At 37.8% G+C, this 23,503-nt stretch carries 27 protein-coding genes and 1 other annotated feature; of the genes, 1 reads left to right on the top strand and 26 read right to left on the bottom strand.

Annotation, left to right across the window (positions count from 1 at the left end; all coding sequences use genetic code 11):
* Positions 1 to 12: 12 nt before the first annotated feature.
* A complete protein-coding gene (gene rpmB, locus Q0Y84_RS00890) occupies positions 13 to 198 on the top strand; it encodes a 50S ribosomal protein L28 (RefSeq protein ID WP_025005840.1) in 186 nt (61 codons plus the stop codon).
* A gap of 150 nt (positions 199 to 348) precedes the next feature.
* Here the strand turns inward: rpmB and Q0Y84_RS00885 are convergent, their stop codons facing one another.
* From Q0Y84_RS00885 to Q0Y84_RS00760, 26 genes are all read right to left on the bottom strand, one after another.
* The gene (locus tag Q0Y84_RS00885; protein WP_297949853.1) at positions 349 to 654 is read right to left on the bottom strand and encodes a hypothetical protein; all 306 of its coding nucleotides are present in this window, start codon (positions 652 to 654) and stop codon (positions 349 to 351) included.
* Positions 655 to 705: 51 nt separating this feature from the next.
* Positions 706 to 1,380: a thiamine diphosphokinase gene (locus Q0Y84_RS00880; RefSeq protein WP_297949851.1), complete on the bottom strand. Its 675-nt coding sequence runs from the start codon at positions 1,378 to 1,380 to the stop codon at positions 706 to 708.
* Positions 1,380 to 2,030, bottom strand: coding sequence for a ribulose-phosphate 3-epimerase (gene rpe, locus Q0Y84_RS00875; protein WP_297949849.1), 651 nt, complete (start codon positions 2,028 to 2,030; stop codon positions 1,380 to 1,382). Before rpe ends, Q0Y84_RS00880 begins: the two co-directional genes overlap by 1 nt.
* Positions 2,031 to 2,042: 12 nt before the next feature.
* Entirely contained in the window at positions 2,043 to 2,933 is an 891-nt protein-coding gene (gene rsgA / locus Q0Y84_RS00870) for a ribosome small subunit-dependent GTPase A (protein ID WP_297949847.1), read from the bottom strand.
* Positions 2,934 to 4,964 (bottom strand): Stk1 family PASTA domain-containing Ser/Thr kinase, encoded by a 2,031-nt coding sequence (gene pknB / locus Q0Y84_RS00865; RefSeq protein WP_297949845.1) that lies wholly within the window; start codon positions 4,962 to 4,964, stop codon positions 2,934 to 2,936.
* Complete coding sequence (locus Q0Y84_RS00860) at positions 4,954 to 5,709, bottom strand: Stp1/IreP family PP2C-type Ser/Thr phosphatase (protein ID WP_297949843.1); 756 nt, start codon at positions 5,707 to 5,709, stop codon at positions 4,954 to 4,956. Before Q0Y84_RS00860 ends, pknB begins: the two co-directional genes overlap by 11 nt.
* Positions 5,710 to 5,713: 4 nt before the next feature.
* Positions 5,714 to 7,075 (bottom strand): 16S rRNA (cytosine(967)-C(5))-methyltransferase RsmB, encoded by a 1,362-nt coding sequence (gene rsmB, locus Q0Y84_RS00855; protein WP_297949841.1) that lies wholly within the window; start codon positions 7,073 to 7,075, stop codon positions 5,714 to 5,716.
* Positions 7,029 to 7,970 carry a methionyl-tRNA formyltransferase gene (fmt, locus tag Q0Y84_RS00850; protein ID WP_297949839.1) on the bottom strand — a complete coding sequence of 314 codons (942 nt, stop codon included), beginning with the start codon at positions 7,968 to 7,970 and terminating at the stop codon, positions 7,029 to 7,031. The genes rsmB and fmt overlap by 47 nt, the downstream gene beginning before the upstream one ends.
* Before the next feature lie 12 nt (positions 7,971 to 7,982).
* Positions 7,983 to 10,382, bottom strand: coding sequence for a primosomal protein N' (gene priA, locus Q0Y84_RS00845; RefSeq protein ID WP_297949837.1), 2,400 nt, complete (start codon positions 10,380 to 10,382; stop codon positions 7,983 to 7,985).
* A gap of 50 nt (positions 10,383 to 10,432) precedes the next feature.
* Positions 10,433 to 10,657, bottom strand: a complete 225-nt coding sequence (gene rpoZ / locus Q0Y84_RS00840) for a DNA-directed RNA polymerase subunit omega (RefSeq protein ID WP_003547927.1) — start codon at positions 10,655 to 10,657, stop codon at positions 10,433 to 10,435.
* 2 nt (positions 10,658 to 10,659) lie between these two features.
* Positions 10,660 to 11,274: a guanylate kinase gene (gmk, locus tag Q0Y84_RS00835; RefSeq protein WP_297949820.1), complete on the bottom strand. Its 615-nt coding sequence runs from the start codon at positions 11,272 to 11,274 to the stop codon at positions 10,660 to 10,662.
* Positions 11,275 to 11,380: 106 nt separating this feature from the next.
* A complete protein-coding gene (locus Q0Y84_RS00830) occupies positions 11,381 to 11,818 on the bottom strand; it encodes an ASCH domain-containing protein (RefSeq protein WP_297949818.1) in 438 nt (145 codons plus the stop codon).
* Positions 11,811 to 13,493: a DNA repair protein RecN gene (gene recN / locus Q0Y84_RS00825; protein ID WP_297949816.1), complete on the bottom strand. Its 1,683-nt coding sequence runs from the start codon at positions 13,491 to 13,493 to the stop codon at positions 11,811 to 11,813. Before recN ends, Q0Y84_RS00830 begins: the two co-directional genes overlap by 8 nt.
* Before the next feature lie 10 nt (positions 13,494 to 13,503).
* Positions 13,504 to 14,316: a TlyA family RNA methyltransferase gene (locus Q0Y84_RS00820; RefSeq protein ID WP_297949814.1), complete on the bottom strand. Its 813-nt coding sequence runs from the start codon at positions 14,314 to 14,316 to the stop codon at positions 13,504 to 13,506.
* Positions 14,317 to 15,186: a polyprenyl synthetase family protein gene (locus tag Q0Y84_RS00815; RefSeq protein ID WP_297949812.1), complete on the bottom strand. Its 870-nt coding sequence runs from the start codon at positions 15,184 to 15,186 to the stop codon at positions 14,317 to 14,319. It lies immediately after the preceding gene.
* 2 nt (positions 15,187 to 15,188) lie between these two features.
* The gene (locus Q0Y84_RS00810; RefSeq protein ID WP_005723152.1) at positions 15,189 to 15,431 is read right to left on the bottom strand and encodes an exodeoxyribonuclease VII small subunit; all 243 of its coding nucleotides are present in this window, start codon (positions 15,429 to 15,431) and stop codon (positions 15,189 to 15,191) included.
* Position 15,432: 1 nt separating this feature from the next.
* Positions 15,433 to 16,779, bottom strand: coding sequence for an exodeoxyribonuclease VII large subunit (xseA, locus tag Q0Y84_RS00805; protein ID WP_297949808.1), 1,347 nt, complete (start codon positions 16,777 to 16,779; stop codon positions 15,433 to 15,435).
* Positions 16,766 to 17,617 carry a bifunctional methylenetetrahydrofolate dehydrogenase/methenyltetrahydrofolate cyclohydrolase gene (locus Q0Y84_RS00800; RefSeq protein WP_297949807.1) on the bottom strand — a complete coding sequence of 284 codons (852 nt, stop codon included), beginning with the start codon at positions 17,615 to 17,617 and terminating at the stop codon, positions 16,766 to 16,768. Before Q0Y84_RS00800 ends, xseA begins: the two co-directional genes overlap by 14 nt.
* A gap of 56 nt (positions 17,618 to 17,673) precedes the next feature.
* Positions 17,674 to 18,066: a transcription antitermination factor NusB gene (gene nusB / locus Q0Y84_RS00795; protein WP_297949805.1), complete on the bottom strand. Its 393-nt coding sequence runs from the start codon at positions 18,064 to 18,066 to the stop codon at positions 17,674 to 17,676.
* Positions 18,066 to 18,500: an Asp23/Gls24 family envelope stress response protein gene (locus Q0Y84_RS00790; RefSeq protein WP_297949803.1), complete on the bottom strand. Its 435-nt coding sequence runs from the start codon at positions 18,498 to 18,500 to the stop codon at positions 18,066 to 18,068. The genes nusB and Q0Y84_RS00790 overlap by 1 nt, the downstream gene beginning before the upstream one ends.
* A gap of 19 nt (positions 18,501 to 18,519) precedes the next feature.
* Positions 18,520 to 19,089, bottom strand: a complete 570-nt coding sequence (gene efp, locus Q0Y84_RS00785) for an elongation factor P (protein WP_297949801.1) — start codon at positions 19,087 to 19,089, stop codon at positions 18,520 to 18,522.
* An 80-nt stretch (positions 19,090 to 19,169) separates the two neighbouring features.
* A complete protein-coding gene (locus tag Q0Y84_RS00780; RefSeq protein WP_297949799.1) occupies positions 19,170 to 20,279 on the bottom strand; it encodes a Xaa-Pro peptidase family protein in 1,110 nt (369 codons plus the stop codon).
* Positions 20,280 to 20,394: 115 nt separating this feature from the next.
* Positions 20,395 to 20,685, bottom strand: a complete 291-nt coding sequence (gene rpmA / locus Q0Y84_RS00775; protein WP_005721978.1) for a 50S ribosomal protein L27 — start codon at positions 20,683 to 20,685, stop codon at positions 20,395 to 20,397.
* 18 nt (positions 20,686 to 20,703) lie between these two features.
* On the bottom strand, positions 20,704 to 21,015 hold the full coding sequence (gene rplU / locus Q0Y84_RS00770; RefSeq protein WP_003627604.1) for a 50S ribosomal protein L21: 312 nt from the start codon (positions 21,013 to 21,015) through the stop codon (positions 20,704 to 20,706).
* A gap of 14 nt (positions 21,016 to 21,029) precedes the next feature.
* Positions 21,030 to 21,110: a sequence feature (ribosomal protein L21 leader region), on the bottom strand.
* 62 nt (positions 21,111 to 21,172) lie between these two features.
* Positions 21,173 to 22,009, bottom strand: coding sequence for a YitT family protein (locus tag Q0Y84_RS00765; RefSeq protein ID WP_297949777.1), 837 nt, complete (start codon positions 22,007 to 22,009; stop codon positions 21,173 to 21,175).
* Between the two features lie 86 nt (positions 22,010 to 22,095).
* Complete coding sequence (locus tag Q0Y84_RS00760; RefSeq protein ID WP_297949776.1) at positions 22,096 to 23,472, bottom strand: DUF2325 domain-containing protein; 1,377 nt, start codon at positions 23,470 to 23,472, stop codon at positions 22,096 to 22,098.
* Between the last annotated feature and the right edge of the window lie 31 nt (positions 23,473 to 23,503).

The raw sequence follows: 23,503 nt of genomic DNA, 5'->3' as shown, positions 1-23,503 counted from the left end.
GAGGTTTAGCAAATGGCAAAAGATTACGTAACAGGTAAGAAGACTACATTCGGTAACAAACGTTCACACTCATTGAACTCAGCTCGTCGTGCTTGGAAGCCAAACCTTCAAAAAGTTCGCATTCTTGTTGACGGTAAGCCAAAGCGCGTATGGGTTTCAACCAAGGCTTTAAAGTCTGGTAAAGTTACTCGTGCCTAATAGACCAAAAGCTTGTTAGATCGCTGATCTTGCAAGCTATTTTTTTACTCATTAAAAAAATACGTATCTTGTACATCATTTGTACAACAATTAAAAAACGGTAAGAAAACATTCCTGTCTTCTTACCGTTTTATTTCGTCTTACTTCATCTTACTTCATAATGTTATGGTGCTTGTCATCATCAGAAATCAAATCAGCCATTCTTTCATCGATTGGCGTATAAGCATATTCAGTAATCATTTCACCTAGCTTAGTTGGTAAACCCAAGTCTTGATAAGTTACATTTCTAGCTAAACCATTGATTGTAGCAACTTCCTTTTTCTTCTTTTTATCAAAAACGTGAACATGATTCTTGTGCATATAATCTTTTACATTTTGCTTAGCACGATCAAGTCTTGCTTCATAACGACCATCTTCAAAACCGGCAACATCTTTTTCAAAGTCAATGTATTTCATTTGAATTACCTCGTTTTCTTTTCCTATAGTTCCACTTTACTGTATCATATTCTATAAATTATGAAAACGATTAATATCTTTAGAATAAATTGCCGCAATCACGCCTTTTTGACTACTTATTTTAAATTGATTACTATTAGCCAAAAATTCATTTGACGAAAAAATGCGGGGATAATCACCTGAATAATGTTTTAATTCGTATAGTGCTCCGCTGATATTAAAATCTTCTACAGCAGTTAGAGCCGCAAAACCAATATAAGGATATGATGCCTGTTTTTTAATCAGATGTTCTCCTGCATCAAAAAAGCAAATCAAATTTTGCTTATCAACTAACGTTACTTTTTCTGCATAGCATCTTATCTCAGGATTCAATACCATTAATAAATTAATCAAAAAATGGTCTATTCGACCACCGGTCGCTCCTAAAATTACCAGCTCATCGGCATGATAATCTTCAAAAGCAACACGCAACATTAATTCGGAATCAGTCCAATCTTTGACGGGATTTGAATAGCGAATATCAGAAATATTACTTTCTATTCGCTGCAAATCCTTTTTTTGTAAGGAATCATAATCACCGACTGCAACATCAGGAATTATCCCCAATTCTTCCAAAAATAAGGCGCCACGATCAACGCCAATAATTAAGTCAGCATTAGCTAGTTTTTCTTTAATATCTTTCGGCCACAAATCTGTCGGCCCACCTAATAATGCATATGCTTTCATTATTTGATAATTTTCTCTAATTTATGTACTTGACCACTAATATTGCCATTTTCATAGAGATATGAACCAACAACAAAAATATTAGCACCAGCATCCTTAGCTAACTTAATCGTTTGATCATTAATCCCGCCATCAACTTCAATATCAAAATCTGGGCCGACAATCTCTCTAACCGCTTTAATTCGATCAATTGATTCAGGAATAAAGCTTTGCCCACCAAAGCCTGGTTTTACCGTCATGACCAAGACTTGCTTTAATAAAGGCAGATATTGCTTAATCACATCAACTGACGTATCAGGGCTAATTGCTAAAGCAGTATCAACACCATTAGAAGCCAAATAATCCAGCCAATAATAAAGTTTAGGTTGATCCATTGCTTCATAATGCAATTCAATTAAGTCAGCTCCTGCTTCTACAAAGGACGGTACCAATTTGTCGGGGGCATTGCTCATCAAGTGAATTTCAGCATTAGTCATTGGAAATTCGCGCTTAAAATCTTTAATTAATTGTGGGCCAAAGGACAAATTTGGTACAAAGTGTCCATCCATAATATCAATATGAAAACGGCTGATTCCAGCTTCTACTGCATTTTCAATATCATTTTTTAAGTCAATATTATTTGCGTTCAAAATTGAGGGGGCAATCATCATTAATTAATACCTCTATTTCAAATATTCTGGCATGCGTCCTTCGCTAATCTCGGTCCGCATTGCTAAATAATCTTCATATCTGCTGGCTAAGATTTCTCCAGCTTCAAGTAATTTCTTCACTTCACAACCAGGCTCTTGCAAATGCTGGCAACCACGAAACTTACATTGAACGCTAGCTTTTTTAAATTCAACGAAGTAATTGCATAATTTATTCAACTTAATTGGAGTTAAATCAATCGATGAAAAACCTGGTGTATCAGCCAAAAAGCCAGCTCCTAATTTGAAGAGTTCAACCTTTCTAGTTGTGTGCTTACCACGATTTAAACTAGTTGAAATTGCACCAGTTTCCTGATTAGCATCCTTTTTTAAATGGTTAAGCAAAGTTGACTTACCTGCACCTGATTGACCGGCCAAAGTCCAAATTTGATTTTTCTTAATCAATGCTGGAATTTGCGTTTGCAATTCAGGATAGTCAGTAAAAACAGGATAGCCAATTTTTTGATAATAACTTAATGCTTGTTTAATTGGCGTTAATTTCGCTTCCGGCAATAAATCAGCTTTGGATAAATAAATTGTCACACCAACTTCTTGCCAAGAAAAGAAAGTTAAAAATCGATCTAATAACTCTACTGAAAAATCTGGCTCCACTGCAGAAATTACTAGTAATACGTGACTGACATTGGCAACTGCTGGACGACCAATGCGATTGATCCGCGGCAAAATCTTTACCAAATAACTCATACCCTTATCATCTATTTGAATTTCTACATGATCGCCGACTGCTGGTTTTTGCTTTTTTTGACGAAAAACGCCGCGAGCTCGCGTTCTAACGATACCCGCAGCGGTTTCTACATCATAATAACCAGCAATTAAACCTACAACGGTTCCTTGTGCTAGTTTCATTTATTTAGTCACCTTTTCATTCAAAATTGTATCGCCATTACGAACAACTTTTAATTGTCCACTACCTTCTCTGATGTTAAACGGAATTGAAAAGCTCATATCGTGCTTAATATAAAGATCACGATAAATATTACTTAATGAATGATCATCATCTTTGATATAAATCTGAACATGATCACCCTTATTTTCAACAGATTCTGCTTTAGAATCATCCTGATTTTTATCATTGTCAGTTTTTTCATCTTTAGCTAAATTGCTACCAACATAGTTAACAGTGAAAGTCTTAGTAATCGTAGTTTCCTTATCTTCTTTTGGTCCACGAGAAACTTTGATTGTCACAGTTGAACCACGTTCAACCTTGGTTCCCGGACCGGGATCCATTGAAATTACCATACCCTTTTCAACATCATCGGAATATTCTTGATTGATTTGCAAGGTCAAACCATGCTCTTTAGCATAATCTTGTGCACTCTTTAAAGAATAATTGCTTAAATCCTTTAAAGTAATCATCTTTTGATGCAATCGAGCTTGCTTACCACGAGAAACTACTAACGTAATCGTAGTTTGCGTTGGCTTGACTTCAACACCGGCAGCAATACTTTGTGAAATTATTCGATCAGGATCAACCTTATTTGAATATTGATCCTCTCTAACAACATCAAAGCCCATGTTTTCTAATTTTTCTGCTGCTTCATCATAGTTTTTACCTACCATATCAGGCACTTTTACCATGCTGGAGCCGCTAGAAACAATTAAGTCAACACTTTTGCCGCGCTCAAGACTGTTACCAGCAGTAGGCTTAGTTGTAATTACATGACCTTTTTTAACATCATCTGACTGACGTCTAATTATCTTGCCGACCTGTAATCCTGCTGCTTCTAGCTTACTTTCAGCGGTCTTTTCTGCAATATTGGTGACATCAGGAATATTAACATCTTGATGTTTATTGCCATTACCGCTTAAGGCAAAAATCATCATTAAGATAATCAACCCTGCAGCAACAACCGAGATCAACCACCACCACTTATGTTTTTTAACATTTTGCCAAAAAGATTTTTTCTCTGCTGGTTTATCAGGTTCTACCGTTTCCGCTTTCGCCGGTTCTTCTACTTTTTTATCTTCTTTTTCTGATTTTAATCCTGGTAAAACAATTGTTTTATCATCGTTATTGCCGTGATCAGGAACAAAAATCGGCTCATCTGCCCGTTCAGGATCTAAACTACTATCTAGATCTACTTTCATTTCTTGCGCAGTGGCATATCGATCACGCGGATCCTTAGCTGTTGCTTTTAAAACAACGTTTTCAAGTGCCTGTGGTACGCTAGTATCTTTTTTACGAATGGATGGAATAGGTTCTTGGGCATGCTTTAGAGCAATTGCAACCGGTGTATCACCATTAAATGGAACAGTTCCCGTAATTAATTCATAAAGAATAATCCCCAATGAATAAATATCCGATTGCTTGGTAACCATCCCGCCCCGAGTTTGCTCAGGCGACATATAATGGACCGAACCCATAACCGAATTAGTTTGCGTAATTGAGCTTTGATTCAAGGCAACAGCAATGCCAAAATCAGCAATTTTAATATTACCGCGCTTGTCCATTAAAATATTCTGTGGCTTTAAATCACGGTGAATAACATTATGTTTATGGGCTAAAGCGACTGCGCTCAAAATTTGGTCCATGATGCGAATGACTTCATGCAAATCTAAAGGTGCATTTTTGCGAATATACTCCTTTAGATTTGGGCCATCAACATATTCCATTACCATATAAGGCAGTCCGTGATCAGTTCCCACATCAAGGACTGAAACTATATTAGGATGACTCAATTCACTGGTAGCTAGTGCCTCTCTTTGAAAACGAGCTTGGGTTTGCGGTTCATTTTGTAAATCTAAACGTAAAATTTTAACGGCAACTTTACGCTGCAAAATAATATCTTCCGCTAAATAGACATTAGCCATCCCGCCTTCACCTAAGGTATCAATGATGCGGTAACGCTCCCCAAGCAGATAACCTTTATCGATCACTACTCTCGTCCTCCTTGTTCCAAATTAGGCAGACAGTAATATTATCACCACCACCTAATCGATTAGCTTCACTGATCAATTTGTTACAGCGTTCTTTTAAACTAAGTTCTTTAGTTGCTAAAATCTGTTGGATTTGAGGATCGCTAAGGGAGTTGGTTAGACCATCCGTACACAGCAAAATAATATCGTTTTCGCCCAATTTAATCTCATCAAATTCAGGATCAATTGTGCTCGACACGCCTAATGCTTGCGTAATAATATTTTTTTGAGGATGATGTTTAGCTTGCTCTTTAGTAATTTGGCCCATCTTGACCAATTCATTAACTAAAGAATGATCTTCTGTTAGCTGCTCGAATTTTCCCTCAGAATAGCTATAAGCGCGTGAATCACCTAAGTGGGCAATTAAAGCACTCTGATCAAATGCAAATGCCAGCACAATAGTAGTGCCCATGCCATTTAAATCTGGAAATTTATCAGCAGTTTTTAAAATTGTTTCATTTTCAGAATTTAATTGCACATCAAGCCACTTATGAGCAAGATTAGCATTAGTAAAATCAGTCCTGCTAAAATTGTGTCCCAAATGAGTAACTGCCATCGTAGAAGCAACATCACCGCCTTGATGACCGCCCATACCATCACAAACAATAGCTAAGACAATTCCCTTTTGATTTTTAAAAACTTTTACAAAATCTTGATTGCTTTTTCGTACCTTACCGATACTTGAAGCGTATGCTGTCTCAATCAAAAATCTAACCTCGTAACTTAAATTTAGCAATAAAAAATCCATCATTACCGTCTAGATCAGGCATTATTTTCAACATCCCTGTCTCTGATTCAAGTTTAGTTAGCTTAAATGGAGCTAGCTCAAAGGCAGGATTTGTCTGCAAAAATTTCTTAACTACTTCCTCATTTTCTTCTACTGAAATTGAACAAGTTGAATAAACTAACTTGCCATCTTTTTTCAGGAGTGAACTTACTGCAGTTAAGATTGCCAATTGGATTTTTTGTAAATTTTGTAAGTCCTGTTGTCTCTTAGTATAGCGAATTTCAGGCTTTCGGCGCAATAATCCGAGCCCAGAACAAGGCGCATCTACTAAAATTTTAGTAAATTCACCAGGAGTAAAAATTTCTGGTGCCTTACGTGCATCACAAGCTTTTGTTTTAACTTTATCAGCAACATGCATCCTTTGAGCATTTTCCCGCACTAAACGCAATTTCTTTTCATGAATGTCTAACGCAGTCACATCGCCATCAACGAGATTTTCAGCAATTTGGACCGTCTTGCCTCCAGGAGCAGAACAAGCATCTAATACATGTTCTTTTGGCTTAAAATCAAAAGCTTCTACTACTAAGCTAGCGGCTTCATCTTGAATCGTTAATTTACCATTTTCAAATAAATCGCTCTCACTAATCCCACCATGACTTAAAATCACATCATGACTTGATAACTTAGACCACTCTGGCTGATAATTTTCTTGTTTTAATTGGCTAAAAACTTGCTCTGAATTTGCCAGGCTTGAAATTCGTACACTATTTTTAGCAGGTTGATTGATGCTAGCCAAAACTGACTTAGCTTTGTCCAAGCCCCAATTGTCGATTAAGTATTTAACTAACCATTCTGGCACGCTCTCTTTAATGCTTAAATACTCAACCTGATTGCTTTCATTTGGCAAAATTACTCCGCGTCTAGTAAAAGAACGCAAAATTCCATTTACTAAACGAAAGCCAGCTGAATGAGGTTTACCAAATTGCTTAGCCAGTTTATTAGCTTCATCAAGAACTGCTCGATTAGGAACTTTGTCCAAAAAGATAAGTTGATAAAGAGACATTAATAACAACGGCTGCACATATTTTTCTGTTAGCTTGGTTTTAACTAATCCTTTTAACTGATATTCCAAAAACAAACGATATTGAATTGTCCCATAGACAATTTTAGTTGCTAAATTTTGGTCGGCAATTGATAAATCAGAATGCTTCAAATTATTATTCAAACTAATATTAGAATATGAGCCCTGCTCTAAGACCTTAATTAGTGTCTCTAAGCTAATCGCACGTGCACTTTTCTTAATCGACAATTTCTTCACCTGGGACAAACTTGCTGCCTTGACCATTCAAGAAGCTCTTAACATCCATTCTCTTCTTGCCGCTTGGTTGAACTTCAAGCAAATTAAGCACTGAGTTATCAGCAAAACTAAGCGCAAAGCGACCTTTGTTAGCAACTACCGAGCCTGCTTCCAAACTTGATGAGTCAGTTGCGACTTCTGCTCGCCAAATCTTGAACCGTTTGCCTTCAATCATCAAATAAGCACCTGGATCTGGATTCAAAGCACGAATCATATCATTTGCTTCTTCAGCTGTCATATCAACGGTAAGTCGCTCTTGTTCTTTGGTAATATTAGGTGAAAAGACAACCTTGTCTGGATCTTGTGGCACCTTTTTTACTGAACCATCAATAATGGATGGCAAAGTCTTAAGCAATAAGTTTCGGCCTAAAACCGACAACTTCTTGAATAATGTACCAGCATTATCATCTGGCTCAATCTTAATTGCTTCTTGTGCATAGATATCACCCGCATCCATCTTCTTCACCATTTCCATGATTGTAATGCCAGTTTCTTGATCACCATTAATTAATGAATATTGAATTGGCGCACCACCACGATATTTTGGCAAAAGTGAGCCGTGTACGTTAACTGCAGCAATCTTAACTGAATTCAAAAACTTAGTTGGCAAAAATTGACCATAAGCTGCTGTAACAATTAAATCAGCTTGCAGATCAATTAATTTTTGCATTTCTTCTGAGCCAGACAACTTAACTGGTTGAAAGACTGGCAAATTATGCTTTTCTGCAGCAATCTTAGCAGGTGATTTAGTAATTTTTTGCTTACGACCTACTTTTTTATCAGGTTGAGTAACTACAGCCTTAATTTCATAACCTTCGTCAATTAAACCTTCAAGTACTGGAACTGAAAATTCTGGTGTTCCCATAAATATTACTGATGTCATTAAAGCATCTCCTTACATAATTCTTTCTGGTTCGTTATCAATAAAAATACTTAAACCATATTTCTTAACTTCCTGCGCGGAGTCCTGAACATGGTGTAATAATTTATTCAAATTTGGTTCTTTTTTATATTTTACCAGTATTTGGTAATAATATTGATTTTTTACGCGAGAAATTGCACTTGGCGTTGGTCCTAAGATAATCGTTGGTTCATGCAAATGCTCTGTTAGATATCTTTTAATTCGAAAAGCTTCACGGGCTGCATTTTGTTCTTTTTTTGCTGCAATAGAAATCAAAACTGTATAAAAGTATGGTGGATAATTCCCAGCATGGCGCATATTCATCTCATAACCATAAAAACGTTCATAATCTTGCGTTTGGGATAATTGAATTGCGTAGTGCTCAGGGTTATAAGTCTGAATTAAAACCTCGCCTTCCTTATCAGCACGGCCGGCTCGACCAGCTACTTGAGTTAATAACTCAAAAGTTTTTTCCGAAGCATTATAATCAGATAGCCATAACCCTGTATCAGCATTAATTACCCCAACTAAGGTAACATTCGGAAAATCTAGCCCTTTAGCAATCATCTGCGTACCCAGCAAAATATCAGCTTCATGTGCACCAAAGGCATCCAAAATTTTCTTGTAACTACCTTTTCTTCTAGTGGTATCAACATCCATCCGCAAAATCCGGGCACCTGGTAAGAGTTCTTCTAATTCCTCTTGAACCTTTTGCGTACCAGTGCCTAAAAAACGAATCTGTGCGCTCTGACAATTAGGACAGCGTGTAGGAATCGGCTCAGTATGACCACAATAGTGACACTGCATACTATTAGTGTCCTTATGCAAATTCAATGAGACATCGCAATTAGGACATTTTAAAACAAATCCACATTCGCGGCATAGCATAAAGTTAGCAAAACCGCGGCGATTAAGCATTAAAATGACCTGTTCTTTTTTGGCCAACCTTTTTTTAATCGCATCGACTAATTCAATTGATAAATCAAATTGTCCTCCTGCAAATTGAACATGCTTTAAATCAATTAAATTTACTTGAGGCAATTTTTTCTGATTAGCACGTTTAGTTAATCGTAAAAGATGATAAACATCTTTTTGTGCTCGTGCTCGACTAGCTAAAGATGGTGTCGCACTTCCTAAAACTAAAGGGCAGTGGTGGTATTTACTCCGCCAAATAGCGACATCTCGCGCATTATAACGTGGATCTGTTTCTTGCTTATAAGAAGATTCATGCTCCTCATCAATTACGATTAGCCCAATGTTATCCAATGGAGCAAAAACTGCACTCCGAGCACCAACAACCACCTTAGTTTCACCACGACGAATTCGACGCCACTCATCATATTTTTCTCCTTCAGACAAAGCACTATGCAAAACCGCTACTTCTTGACCAAAACGCGCTTTAACCTGACGCACCATCTGTGGTGTTAAGGAAATTTCTGGAACCAGCATTAACGCATTTCGCCCTTGTTTTAAAGCTTTACTAATAGCATGCAAATATACTTCAGTCTTACCACTACCGGTAATTCCTTCTAACAAAAAAGTCTCTGCTTTTCGTTCATCAATTGCATTCGTAATCTGGTCCAAAACACTTTGCTGCTCGTCATTTAAAGTAACCGGGGCATCCTTTTGACCATCATCAAAGCCAGACAACGGATCACGGTAAATTTCGACAGCTTTCTTTTTCAACCAGCCTTTTTCAACAGCCGAACTTAGAACAGCTGCTGTTAATCCAAGTTGCTTTTCTAACTCACTTTGACTTTTAGGATAATTTGCTGAATTTTCGGTGATATCCATTAACAATTTCTTTTGTTTAACCGCGTTTTGTCTCAAAGTATTGTAAATTTTAGGATATTCTGTCGGTTTTAAAGCAAGTTCGTATTGATTTTCCTTCTTCTTTTTAGCCCGATTTTCGACTACATATTCGATTTTGGCATCATCATTTCGCAACAATTTACGAAACTGTTTAATCTCGGCTAAATCGGTAATTTTATTTAAATCAATGGGATCACCTTGAAATACCTGCATCTGAGCAGCCGCATCATTGGCTGGTACCAATAACTTGCGATAATTTGCACGCATTACCCAAGGCAACATAGCCTGCAAAATTTTAATCCGATAAGAAAAGATATTTTTGGCTAAATCAGCCGACAATTTTACTAATTCTGGTGTTAATGGGGGCATTTCATCGACTACAACTAAAAGATCCTTAAGCTCGCCCTTAAATTCACTTTGATCAGTTATCCCTACTACAAAGCCTTGCACTTTGCGCGGACCAAAAGGCACAATCACTCTTGAGCCAATGGCAATATCTTTTTCTAATTCAGCTGGAATATGATATTCAAAAATACGATTAGTTTGCCGCGCCGCTACATCAACAATAACCTGAGCAATCATTTAATCACCTGTAAAAAAGACCTTCACCCCAAAGGATGAAGGTCAATAAATTAATCTTCGAGGTTAACCTCGGCATGAGCTGGGTCAACAGTAACTTTACCAGCAGCAATTTCTTCAAGCGCCTTACCAACAGCCTTATCACACTTAAAATGTTCCAAAGTTGGTGGATCACCAGCTTCAAGTTCATGTGCTCTCTTAGCAGCAAGAACAGATAATGAATAACGTGAATCAACACGTGACAATAATTTATCAATTGATGGGTAAGTAATTCTCATAATTAATCCTCCTTGACCATCTTACGATAGTCATCAATTACACGTTTAACACTGACATGTTCTGCATCAACGATTGCTTTAATATGATCAACTGCATTAGCTACTGTATCATTAACTACTGCATAATCATAGTCTTCCATCTCTAAAATTTCATTACGCGCCTGTTTAATCCGACCACGAATTACATCTTCAGACTCCGTGCCCCGGTGTTCTAGACGCAAATGTAATGTATGTAAATCTGGTGGCGTTAAAAAGATAAATACACCATCTGGCATCTTCTCACGAACTTTTTGTGCACCATTCACATCAATTTCCAATAAAACATCCTTGCCTTCATGAAGCATTTCTTTTACTGGAGCAAGAGGCGTACCATAATAGTGACCAACATAATTATTATATTCTAATAACTCACCATTTTTAATAGCTTCTTGAAAACGTTCTTCACTTACAAAGAAATAATCTTGACCATCAACTTCACCTGGTCGAGGCTTACGCGTAGTCATTGAGACTGAATATTCAAAAGGAAAAACTTTGTTCTCAACAATCGCACTTTTAACAGTTCCTTTACCAACGCCGGAAGGACCAGAAAGCACAAGTAATAAACCTTTATCTGCCATGCTGAACTCCTCTTAACTAGTAATATATCTAGTTTGCACTAAAATTGCTTGTTTTTCAAGTTTTCTCTTTACATGTAAAAAAACAGACAAAAATTTGCCTGCCTTTCTAATCTATTTTCTTAAAAGTTTCACAGACAACTTCAGTCTCATCTGTAAATTCACGTCCTAGTTCTTGACATTCTCGAGCAAAAAAAATTTGGTGCACTTGACGCCAAGATTCATATGAACGATCGCCTTCACCTTCTAGATAGGCATGTTTTGCTGAAACATTTTTAAAAGGCATGATTTCAACAGTTTCATTTTGGACAACACAAACCGGTTCATTTTGTCCATTTAAAACAATCGCATACATCCCTACAACTGGTACATCCTCTTGCGTTGAATAAATGCTGGTTGTTGCTGTTTTAATACCGCGATTGACTAAATCACTAAGTACATTAGCATCATGACTGTTCGCACCAAATGCAAATGCACCTTCTAATGCTGCAGGATTAACCTGATGTTTCGTGCAAAAATCACGCCAAAATTTACTAATACTAGTCATCTTTAATACTCTTAATCAAATCAGCAGCATTTTTCTTTGCTGCATCTGTTACATCTTGTCCAGCCATCATTTGAGCAATTGCCGTAATGGTCTCTTCCTTGCTAAGCGGCCCAATCTGCGTGAAAGTTGAGCCATCTTTAACCTGCTTAGCCACTAAATAACGCTGATCTCCGGCTGCAGCCACTTGAGGTGAGTGCGTAATCGCAATGACCTGCTTATTGCGGCCGATTGAATGCATTTTTTTACCAATAGATGCTGATACCCGACCAGAAACACCGGTATCAATTTCGTCAAAAATCATAGTGCCAACTGGTTCAACTCGGCTAAAGATTGCCTTTAAAGCTAAAATTAATCTTGATTGCTCACCACCAGAAACAATCCTTACTAATGGCATCAAATCTTCACCGGGATTAGGAGCAATTAAAAATACAATCGCATCGGTTCCTTTATCGGTAAAAGTCTTGGTTTCATCAAAATTAATTGAAAAACGAGCCTTTTCCATATAAAGATCAGCCAGCTCTTGCTTAATTTGTTCTTCTAGTGAATGAGCCACTTTTTCTCGGGTTAAATGCAGCTTGCGAGCTTCTTGGGTCAGTTTCTCTTCAATTTTAGCAACTTCTGCTTGCAGCTTTTCTTCATCTAATCCGCCAGTTTCAAATTGACTGAGTTCTTTTTGCACTTTTTCATAGAAGGCAAAAACATCAGCTAAGGTTGGACCATATTTTTTCTTCAACGAATTCAAAGTATCCAAACGGTTAGTCACATATTGGAAGCGTTCTTCATCAAAGTCCATTGCATCCATTAAATTAGACAATTCGCTTCGGGCATCATTCAATGCATAAACACCATCATCAACAGTTTTAGCAAAGTCTTTAAACTTAGAACCAAATTCAGTCAAGTCAGTTGCCGCATTTTGTGCATCCCCCAATAAAGTCGCAATTCCGTGCTCATCGTCATCATACAATTGCATGAAATAGTTAGCAGTATCTGCGATCTTTTGATAATTGTTAAGTTCGTTGTATTCTTCTTCAAGCTTTTCATCTTCTTGCGGATCCTCCAGATCAGCTGCTTCTAGCTCATTATTTTGAAACTGCAAAATATCTTGCTTTTGAGCTAATTCTTGGGCATCTTGGCGTAAATGCCGTAATTGACTAGTCAGCTTTTGCCATTGAGCAAAATCATTTTGGTAAGCAGCTAACTTACTCTTAAAAGAAGCAGGGGCATAATTATCAACTAAATCAATCTGCCGATCTTGATCCATCAAAATTTGTTGGTCATGCTGACCATGAATATCAACTAGGTAATTGCCAATCTCCCGCAAAACATTAATTGTAGTTAATTGACCATTAATTCGCACAACATTTCTACCTTTAATTGCCAATTCGCGGCTAATTACTAATTGATCATCATCATGAGGCAAACCATATTGATCACATAATTCTGCAATCTTTTCTTTTTGCTCATCTAACTCAAATAAACCAGTAATGATTGCCTTGGGTTCACCCGAACGAATCATTTCTTTTTGACCGCGACCACCCATTAATAATGAAACAGCATCAATAATAATTGACTTACCCGCACCAGTTTCACCGATGATCACAGTCATTTTTTCCTGAAAACGAACTTTTAAGCTTTTAATAATTGCAAAGTTTTTGATATCCAGCTCAACTAGCATAGTTTCACCTCTATAAGCCGTTTACGGCACGATCAACCACTTCAGCTGGATTGCCCTGCCACAAGTTTTGACCGCCATTTGCTTGATCTTTTCGTAAATGAATCAAAAATTCGATGTTGCCTTTACCACCTTTGATTGGCGAATAATCAACTCCTAGGACATTAAAACCAAGCGCTAGTGCCTGTTGCATCGTATGCTCAATTACTGCCCGATGCACTTCATGATCATGAACAATGCCATGTTTGCCTACATTTTCAGGACCAGCCTCAAACTGTGGCTTGATCAAGCAAACAGCATCGCACTGATCTTTTAAAATGTCATACATTGGCGGCATAATTAAATCCAATGAAATAAAAGATACGTCAGTCATAGCAAAATCAGGCAAACCTTGATCAAAATCTTCTGGCTTAGAGTAACGGAAATTTTGCTTTTCCATCACGACTACTCGCGGATCATCGCGCAATTGCCAAGCTAATTGGTTATAGCCAACATCTAAGGCATAAACCATCTTAGCACCATTTTGTAAAGCAACATCAGTAAAACCGCCAGTTGAAGCACCAATATCTAAACAAATTTTATCTTTTAAATCAATACCAAAGACTTTTAATGCTTTTTCTAACTTAAAACCGCCACGAGAAACATACTTCTTGCCATCATCTTTGACATAAAATTTTTCACCTTCAGGAAACTTAGTCCCACTTTTATCGATCCGCTGATGATTATGATCAGAAACCAAACCTGCCATAATTGCTCTTTGTGCAGCGGAACGAGAGTGAAACATACCTTGCTCAGCTAATAAAATATCTGCTCTTTGTTTTGCCATCTATAACACCTTTTGATAAAGATCTAAAAAGCCAGCTAATACTTCACCATTAAGACCGTGCAAGTCATCTTGAGCTTGCTTAATTAAGTCGGTTAATTCTTTGCGACTTTGGTCAATTCCCAATAAAGTTAAAGTATTGTTTTTCCCTTCTTCTTGATCCTTATGAGTTGCTTTACCAGCTTCCTCACTAGTCTCGACTACATCAACTAAATCATCATAAATCTGGTATGAACGACCGAAGATTTTAGCAAAATCAACCAATTTTACTTGTTCAATCTCGCTAGCATCAGCATAAACTGCTGCCATTTCAACACTAGCCTGAATTAAACACCCAGTCTTTAACCATTCCATCTTATTAATGAACTTAGCGTCACCAACAACACTAGCATTGTTAGTTGAATCAATATCTAAATATTGTCCGCCAACCATGCCATTGGGACCAACTGCTTTAGTAATTAATTCTACTAAACGAGCAGATTTACTTCCTTCAGCAATCCATTGAATTCCCATTGGCAATAGTGCATCGCCAGCTAAAATTGCTTCTGCCTCGCCCCATTTTTTGTGACTAGTCAGCTTGCCGCGCCGATAATCATCATTATCCATTGCTGGCAAATCGTCATGAATTAAAGAATAGGTATGAATTAATTCAATTCCGCAAGCAATTCGAATTTCTGGCTCTTCAATCTTTTTACCTAAGGCATTGAGGGTAGCCAAAAATAATAAGGGACGCAGTCGCTTGCCACCAGCCATCACTGAATAAGCCATAATCTGACTAATTTTTTCGTCTTCAACTTCACCAGCTAAATGCTTAGCTAAATACTCATCAATCACTGGTGTCCATTGCTCTTTAAAATAAGTAAATGCTGTCATTGTTATTCCTCTGGTGCAGATGCGTTATTAGGATCTAATTTATGTTCTGTGCCATCACTATCAATTAACTTAGCCACAGTTTCTTCAGCACTATTTAATTTCTTTTCTAAATCACGGCTAATTTTTACGCCTTCTTGAAATTCCTTCAAGGCATCTTCTAAAGGTACGTTACCATTTTCAAGATTTTGTACAATTTGTTCCAAATTAGTTAATTGCTCTTCAAAATTATTCTTCTTTACTGCCATTTTATTTTTCCTTTATCTTCGTAACCACTGCATCAACTTGTCCATCTTTAAAATGCAATAACAAATGATCATCTTGATGTACTTGCTTAACAGAACTAATTGTCTGTCCTTGTTCATCAGTTGAGTAAACAAAACCACGCTCTAAGGTCTTCAAAGGACTATAGTCATCTAACTGCTGCATCACCTGAGCAAATTCATTATGCTTGTTCTTCAAATAGTGTTGCATATTATCAACTAAACGCTTTTGCAAGAACTGCTCCTGCTGCTTCATTTGGTTAACTCTTTTATCCGGGCTAGCACTGAATAAACGTTGTTTTAACAATTGATAGCCTTGATCAACATGAGTAAGCTGATTCTGCATACTATTTTGCAGTCGCTGCTGCAATTGATCAACTTGTTGAATTTGTTGATCATATAATCTAGTAGGCTCGCGCATAATTACCGAATTCTGCACACGACTTAAACGATCACGTTTTGAACGAATGATATTCTGCATACCAGCTACCAACTGACTAGTTAACTGCTTGAGATGAGCAATTTCATCTAGCGTATTCGGCGTAGCATATTCAGCCGCTGCAGTTGGCGTTGCCGCCCGCGCATCAGCAACCAAGTCACACAAGGTAGTATCAGTTTCGTGCCCAACTGAAGAAATTACTGGCATGGGCATTGCATAAACTTGTCGTACAACTTTCTCCTCATTAAATGGCCACAAATCCTCTAGCGAACCACCACCACGACCAATGATCATTACATCATATTTATCGCCCTGAACGGCAATTTGCTGCATTGCTTTTACCAAAGAATCAGCTGCGGTATCTCCTTGTACTTGTGCAGGATACAAATCAATTTCAGCATGAGGAAAGCGCCGATTAGCAGTCACCATAATATCGTGAATAACCGCACCCGAAGCACTAGTAACTACCGCAATTCGATCGGGAAAATGAGGCAAAGGCTTTTTATGAGCAGGATCAAATAATCCTTCCTTGGATAATTTTGCTTGCAATTGCTTTAGTTGTTCATATAAAGCTCCCAGACCAGCTGGTTCCATCTGTTCTGCATAAAATTGATATGAACCTTGTGGGCCATAAACACTAACATAGCCAACAACGTAGACTTTCATCCCTTCTTCGGGCTTAAATTTCACCTTATCAAAGAAAGAACGAAACATTACCACATTAATTTTTGATTTTTCATCTTTTAATGAAAAATACTGATGCGAATTACGCCGATAGCGAAAATTGGATAATTCACCCTGTAAAAAGACTTTGTGCAAATACGGGTCATTCTTAAATTTTTGCGTAATATAGTAATTTAAATCAGTAACCGTTAAATATTTATTCTCGGTCATGTTGTCTCCTAGTCAATTTAACTACTGCTTCCATTAAGAATTGTACTGTAAGTGGACCGACACCGCCAGGGACTGGGGTAATATAGCTAGCTTTTTCTTTCACACTATCAAAATCTACGTCGCCGACCAATTTGCCATCAACGTGATTCATCCCCACATCAACTACAACTGCTCCATCTTTTACCATATCAGCAGTGACTAGAAATGCCTGTCCAGTAGCAGAGACAATGATATCAGCTTGCTTAGTGATCTCAGCCAAATTTTCAGTATAGAGATGACAAATAGTAACTGTTGCGTTTTCTTCCAGTAGCAAAGCTGCCATGGGTTTTCCAACAATATTGCTGCGGCCTATCACTACTGCCTTTTTACCAGCTAACGGAATTTCATAATGCTTCAAAAGAGCAATAATTCCTTCGGCTGTAGCGGGTTCAACGAAATGGTCTCCCATCCAAAGATGACCAACATTAATCGGCGTTAAACCATCAACGTCTTTATTAGGATCAATTCTCTCCAGTAACTCATCTGCATCAATTTGCTTTGGCGCTGGCAATTGTACCATTACGCCATTAATTTCAGGATCAGCATTCAATTTATCAATTAAAGTCAATGCTTCTTCTTGTTTTGTATCAGCCGACAATTGATAAATATCTTGAATAATCCCCATCTTGTCTGCACGCCGTTTTTTTGTCCGGACATAGATCTTGCTAGCAGGATTGTCTCCAATATTTATTACGCAAAAATGTGGTGTTATTCCTTCTTTTTTTAAATTATTAACCTTTTCTTTAAGATTTTGTCCTAACTCATTTGCAAATGCTTTACCATCAAGAATTTTTCCCATTAAATCGTCTCCTTTAGTAAAAAAATAACCGGCAAAATGCCGGCTATTCATCGCTATTAAACAAAGTTTGCTAACATACCATTAATAAATGGCTTTTCTTTAGGCTCAGCAAATTCGTCACATAAATTTAAAGCTTCGTTAACTGCCGCTTTAGCATCAATTTCATCACTATGTTTAATTTCAAACAAAGCAACTTCCATGATAGCTACTACAGTTTGACTTACACGTTCAAGACGCCAGCCTTTTTTTAAATGGCTAGTTAGTTCAGACTGCAAATCTTCACGGTCTTCAAGCACGCCTTCGATCAGTTTCTTAGAGTAGGTAGAAAGCTGTTTTAAATTAAGTGTTGCGACGACTTTTGCTTCAACTTCTTCAGCAGTTAAATCTGGCTCTTGATTAGCCAAATAGACTGCTTGCATAGCAACTTTTCGACTTTCGTGTTGGTTCATTATTTCTCTTCTTCGTCCTCCGGAAACAGCTCTGAAGTAGCCTGTTCAGTTTCGTCTTCATCTTCTGGGAAAACTAAACCTACAACATGAACGTTAATTGCCTTTAATTCAAGGTCTGTCATTTGCAGTAATTGTGCTTTAAGCTTCTTTTGCAAGGTCATTGCAACCTTAGGAACATTAACGCCGCTTTCAAGGTAAACATAGATATCAGCAACTAATTTACCATCTTCATCAACGCCAATATTTACACCCTTGCCGTGATCTTCGCGGCCTAAAACCCAGTTAAGACCTGACTTTAAGCTACCACGCATCCCAGCAACGCCATCAACTTTTTCTGCAGCAATACCCAAAATAACTTCTAGAACACTTGGATCAATTTTAATTTGTTCGCTGTTTCCTTCACCACTTAAGAGAATCTTTGAACTATCTGCCATTTTGTTTACCTCAAATAAACTACTTGTTTGCACGTGATACGTAAGTACCATCAGCAGTGTTGATAGTCAAAACGTCACCTTCATTAATGAAGAATGGTACGTTAACTACCAAACCAGTTTCCATAGTAGCTGGCTTACCACCACCTGATGACGTATCACCCTTGATATTAGGTTCAGTCTTAGCAACCTTCAAATCAACAGTGTTAGGCAATTGAATACCTAAAGTTTCACCTTCGTGCATAATTACGTTAACAACCATGTTTTCCAATAAGTAATTAGCTTCATCGCCAATTTGTTCATTTGGAATAGCCAATTGGTCATAAGTAGAAGTGTCCATAAATACGTAACTTGAACCATCGTTGTACAAGTATTGCATTGACTTAGTTTGAATGTCTGCAGTTTCAACCTTAGCAGTTGAACGGAAAGTATTTTCTTGTACAGCCCCAGTTCTTAAACTCTTAAGCTTTGAACGTACAAAGGCACTACCCTTACCTGGTTTTACGTGTTGGAATTCAATGATGCGCCATAAGTCGTTGTTGTATTGAATAGTTAAGCCATTCTTGAATTCGTTTACTGAAATCATTGTCATATTAAGTCCCTCATTTCTACAATTATTATCTTACCAATCTTGAAGCCTTTTTGCCATAAATACGACAAATTAAATAGCTATTAAAGTGAAATTAGCTCATCTTTAGGCAAAGTTGACAAAGTTTCTGGTGTTTGGTCATGAACTAAGATATCATCTTCAATTCTAACTCCGCCTTTATCTGGCAAATAAATTCCTGGTTCAACTGTGTGAACCATGTTATTTACCAACTTAGTTGTTCTAAATGGCAAGGCAGGTTGACATAATTCATGAATTTCTAAGCCAATCCCATGACCAATTCCGTGACCAAAATATTGTCCATAGCCTTGTTCGGTGATATAATCACGCGCGGCTTTGTCAACATCATGGCCAGTATTGCCCGCAACTGCAGCCGCAATGCCGCGGCGCTGTGCTTCATGCACAATATCATAAATCTTATGCATTTCAGCATCAACTTCACCTAAGGCAACGGTTCTAGTAATATCGGCCGCATAGCCATGATAAAAGCTACCAAAGTCAATGACAATCATGTCGCCTTCAGCTAGTTCCTTGTCACTAGCAACACCATGAGCCCAAGCAGAACGTACGCCAGAAGCTACAATTGTGTCAAAGTCAGGACCATCACCGCCATTAACTTTAAACAAATAGTCTAATTTGGCACCAATTGCACGTTCTTTAACCCCGGGTTTAATCATTGGCAAAATGCCTTTAAAACTCTCCATTGAGATATCGATTGCTTTGCGCAATGCGGCAATTTCAAGGTCATCTTTAATATTACGTACTCGCTCAACCAATTCTTCAACCATCACAAATTCAAGTTCTGGATTTAATTGCTTTAGCTTTTCATACTCACTAGCTGAGACAAACTCGCCTTCAACTAAGACCTTTTTGACATTCATCTTTTTCAAAGCCTTAGTAAGCTCTTCATAATCACTTGAATGCTTCATTACGACATCCATTTCACCTGGTGCCTGAGCCTTAATTTGACCGGCAAAACGAGAATCTGACAACAATACTCGTTCACCACTCGCTGTTAAAATTAGCTGTGCTTCTTCACCGGTAAAATTGGTTAGATAGCGATAATTAGCCTGATTAAAGATAATCAAGGCATCTGCATTTTCTTCTTTAATCAAATCGGTTACGTGTGCAATTCGCTGATTAATTAAAGATAGTAGTTCTTGCTTATTTTCCATCTCAGAAACCTTCTTTTATAGTATATTGCTTTAATTATACCTACTTCTGGAGGGAAAAAGCCATAAAAAAAGACGGGTGGCCTATGCTACTCGCCTTTTTAGGTTAATCTCTGAATTACTTAGCTTCTTCAGCTGGGTATACAGAAACTTGCTTCTTGTACTTGCCAAGACGTTCAAACTTAACAACGCCGTTAACGAGTGCAAATAAAGTGTCGTCTCCACCTTGACCTACGTTCTTGCCTGGGTGAATCTTAGTACCACGTTGACGGTAAATAATAGTACCTGCGTGGATAGTTTGACCGTCACCAGCCTTAGCGCCTAAACGACGACCAGCTGAGTTACGACCGTTGGCAGTAGAACCACCACCCTTGTGGTGAGCGTATAATTTCATACCTAAAATGTTCATATTCATTTCACCTCTGAATTAAGCTTCAATCTTTTCAACTGTAACCTTAGTGTAAGGTTGACGGTGACCATACTTGCTGTGTGAGTGCTTCTTAGGCTTGTACTTGAAAGTTACAACCTTCTTTTCCTTGCCTTGCTTTTCAACTTTAGCAGTTACCTTAGCACCATCTACTAATGGAGTACCAACCTTAACGTCGTCACCATTAGCAACAAGGATAACTTCGTCAAAAGTTACTGAGCTACCTTCTTCAGCATCAAGCTTTTCTACAAATACGCTGTCGCCTTCTGCAACTTTGTATTGCTTACCACCGGTCTTAATAATTGCGTACATTTGTACACCTCCGAAAAAATACTTAGACTCGCCGAACTGAGGTGCTTCTCACATAAGAAGACTTCTGACCCCGAGCCGTGCGGTTGCAGATGTGGAGGTTTCCACAAATACAACTCCTATATCATACAACGCTTTTTGTTTAAGATCAATTATTTTTTCACATTCCCCATTGACCGCCGTGCACTTTAGCCACATTTTCTGTAATGATAAATGCATCTTGATCAATTTCATGAATTTTAGAAATTAAGGGGCCATATTCCCGCGGATCAACTACGATTAGTAATTGCCGCTTGCTTTCATCACTATAGCCGCCTACCACATCATAAATAGTTAGACCTTGATAATCTTCTTTAAGCATATCCTGAATTTGATTCAAGGCAGAATTACTCATAATTCTAACTTGATACTTTTTATCAAACCCGGTTTCTGCATATCGCATTGTAATTGCAGTCACTACCTGTGAAAAAGCAGCTAAGAAAAAGGCATTCCAGCCATCAACAAAAATGTTTAAGAAGATGATGACCATATCAATGCACAAAAGCGTAGTTGCTGGGTTTAAATAAAAATACTTTTTTAAAATCATTGGTGGAATTGTCGTTCCACCACTTGAAGCATTAACCCGGTAAAGTAGCGATACTCCTAACCCCATCAAAGCTCCACCATAAATTACAGCTAACAAACCATTATTAACTGCCTTAAAACTTGGGGTAATCTCCATCAAAACTGGCAGAAGCAAACTCCCTAAGGCAACATTCTTAGTCGTCTTTTTGCCTAAAAAAATCGCTGCCAAAATCAGCATTAAGCCGTTAACGACGAAGACAGTAATCGATCGATTAATTCCCCAAACGGCGTCAATTAAAATTGAAATACCAGTTGAGCCACCGGCTGCAATATTAATTGGCCCATAAAAAAGGTTAATTGACAGTGCAATAATTTCAAGTCCTGCTAAGAATACTAGCCATCTCATCCAGGAACGTTGTTTAATGTTTTTCATTATTAAGCGTCCTTTCTTTTAGTTAGTATTATTATTTTAACTAAAAATCATGCCCTTCCACAATCAAATGCGGCAATATTAATAAATTATTTATTTTTAACTTCCTTATAATCTATTGTTTGCGTACCTTCATATGCTGGCAAACCATTTTCTGCTCGGTAAAGGGCACGTTCAAATGATCGGTAGCCTTTAGATGAAGAAACTGCAAATTTGACGCCATATTTTGAAGCAAACTCTTGAATATTCCAGGTAGCATCATGGGCAGCATAAGCGGTCATTAAGATGACAATGTCTAAATCTTTAATCTGCCGCTCCATCACCTTTTTCTTACCTTCAAAAGCATTGATCGGAATTGGAATTCCATTATAACGAGAAACGATGCCCTCTAAAATCCCTTCATTTTGATTATCACCAATGGCAATTCCTACCCGCTGGTAGTGTAAGTTCATGTCTAGCTGGGTTAATTGCTCTGGTGTTGCTTTTTTCGTCTTATCCTTCTTTTTGTAAGATAAATCAGCTTGCTTAGGCGGATCCACCTGATAAATCCAACGAATCTGCACAGCATCAGCTGGGTTCTTTTTAATACGTACATCCCCTGTATACCAGGCCAAATCAACGATTGATCCATCTTCAAGATGAATATTTTCGCCTTGATAATAGCTGGAATCAACCGGAATTTTAATATCTTTGCCACGAATTCGCAGCTTTTCGCCTTTGATGTTTCTAGTAATAGCTAATTGACCTGTCTTGCCGCGAACCACAGCATAGCGAAATTCCTCAATCGGATCATAATCTCGCGTGCGCAATTTACGATAGCCTACCACACGTAGAATTTCTGCTTCATAACTAGGATTAGTCTGGCTTTCAACAGCTTCGACAATATCGCCGCTCTTTAAGTTTAGCGAGTGAATTTGTGATTCCTTAATGCGATAAACAATCTGACCATTATCATCAATTAAATTGCAACCTGATAAGGCTCGAATAACAGTATAGCGTCGGCCTTTACGATAATCACGTTTAGGCTGCTCTTTTGGTTTCATTGCCTCTTCAAAGATTTTCTTGTTTACAGCCTCTTTAGTCGTTTTCGATTTTTGAATAGCCTGACCCAACTTACCTAGAACATTGCCGTAGTGCTTACCAACTCCTGGTACAAAAGTCAATTTATGCAGTGCTTCCAGTGAGGTTTTCTTAGCAGATTCATCCCCTGGAGTTTCAATTAATTGCGCTAAGCCGGTTAACAATTGTTTAAATTGCTTCAAGTCTGCGTTTCTTTGCGCAATCGACTGGGTATTGGCAATCTTTTTCTTAGGTTGAGTTATCGCTTTAGCATTCGGCTTTTCAGCAGTTCCGCCTTCAGCCATATTAATTATCGCCTTAATGGCATTCAAGCTATTTTCAAGGCTGCGATCATCAGCCTCAGTCTTATTTAAAATTATTTTGATATTGTTTCGATAATCGTACATTATTCTCACCACTTTTATTGTATAACTTACT

The organism is uncultured Lactobacillus sp., assembly GCF_947367125.1.
Classification (GTDB): Bacteria; Bacillota; Bacilli; order Lactobacillales; family Lactobacillaceae; genus Lactobacillus.
The sequence above is the reverse complement of the archived record's forward strand: the minus strand, read 5'-3'. Positions and strand labels throughout refer to the sequence as shown.

Bases quoted from the DNA above. Each gene is read 5' to 3' on its own strand.
- rpmB (WP_025005840.1), top strand. From the start codon at position 13: ATGGCAAAAGATTACGTAACAGGTAAGAAGACTACATTCGGTAACAAA.
- Q0Y84_RS00885 (WP_297949853.1), bottom strand. From the start codon at position 654: ATGAAATACATTGACTTTGAAAAAGATGTTGCCGGTTTTGAAGATGGT.
- Q0Y84_RS00880 (WP_297949851.1), bottom strand. From the start codon at position 1,380: ATGAAAGCATATGCATTATTAGGTGGGCCGACAGATTTGTGGCCGAAA.
- rpe (WP_297949849.1), bottom strand. From the start codon at position 2,030: ATGATGATTGCCCCCTCAATTTTGAACGCAAATAATATTGACTTAAAA.
- rsgA (WP_297949847.1), bottom strand. From the start codon at position 2,933: ATGAAACTAGCACAAGGAACCGTTGTAGGTTTAATTGCTGGTTATTAT.
- rsmB (WP_297949841.1), bottom strand. From the start codon at position 7,075: ATGGTCAAGGCAGCAAGTTTGTCCCAGGTGAAGAAATTGTCGATTAAG.
- fmt (WP_297949839.1), bottom strand. From the start codon at position 7,970: ATGACATCAGTAATATTTATGGGAACACCAGAATTTTCAGTTCCAGTA.
- priA (WP_297949837.1), bottom strand. From the start codon at position 10,382: ATGATTGCTCAGGTTATTGTTGATGTAGCGGCGCGGCAAACTAATCGT.
- rpoZ (WP_003547927.1), bottom strand. From the start codon at position 10,657: ATGAGAATTACTTACCCATCAATTGATAAATTATTGTCACGTGTTGAT.
- gmk (WP_297949820.1), bottom strand. From the start codon at position 11,274: ATGGCAGATAAAGGTTTATTACTTGTGCTTTCTGGTCCTTCCGGCGTT.
- Q0Y84_RS00830 (WP_297949818.1), bottom strand. From the start codon at position 11,818: ATGACTAGTATTAGTAAATTTTGGCGTGATTTTTGCACGAAACATCAG.
- recN (WP_297949816.1), bottom strand. From the start codon at position 13,493: ATGCTAGTTGAGCTGGATATCAAAAACTTTGCAATTATTAAAAGCTTA.
- Q0Y84_RS00820 (WP_297949814.1), bottom strand. From the start codon at position 14,316: ATGGCAAAACAAAGAGCAGATATTTTATTAGCTGAGCAAGGTATGTTT.
- Q0Y84_RS00815 (WP_297949812.1), bottom strand. From the start codon at position 15,186: ATGACAGCATTTACTTATTTTAAAGAGCAATGGACACCAGTGATTGAT.
- Q0Y84_RS00810 (WP_005723152.1), bottom strand. From the start codon at position 15,431: ATGGCAGTAAAGAAGAATAATTTTGAAGAGCAATTAACTAATTTGGAA.
- xseA (WP_297949808.1), bottom strand. From the start codon at position 16,779: ATGACCGAGAATAAATATTTAACGGTTACTGATTTAAATTACTATATT.
- Q0Y84_RS00800 (WP_297949807.1), bottom strand. From the start codon at position 17,617: ATGGGAAAAATTCTTGATGGTAAAGCATTTGCAAATGAGTTAGGACAA.
- nusB (WP_297949805.1), bottom strand. From the start codon at position 18,066: ATGAACCAACACGAAAGTCGAAAAGTTGCTATGCAAGCAGTCTATTTG.
- Q0Y84_RS00790 (WP_297949803.1), bottom strand. From the start codon at position 18,500: ATGGCAGATAGTTCAAAGATTCTCTTAAGTGGTGAAGGAAACAGCGAA.
- efp (WP_297949801.1), bottom strand. From the start codon at position 19,089: ATGACAATGATTTCAGTAAACGAATTCAAGAATGGCTTAACTATTCAA.
- Q0Y84_RS00780 (WP_297949799.1), bottom strand. From the start codon at position 20,279: ATGGAAAATAAGCAAGAACTACTATCTTTAATTAATCAGCGAATTGCA.
- rpmA (WP_005721978.1), bottom strand. From the start codon at position 20,685: ATGAACATTTTAGGTATGAAATTATACGCTCACCACAAGGGTGGTGGT.
- rplU (WP_003627604.1), bottom strand. From the start codon at position 21,015: ATGTACGCAATTATTAAGACCGGTGGTAAGCAATACAAAGTTGCAGAA.
- Q0Y84_RS00765 (WP_297949777.1), bottom strand. From the start codon at position 22,009: ATGAAAAACATTAAACAACGTTCCTGGATGAGATGGCTAGTATTCTTA.
- Q0Y84_RS00760 (WP_297949776.1), bottom strand. From the start codon at position 23,472: ATGTACGATTATCGAAACAATATCAAAATAATTTTAAATAAGACTGAG.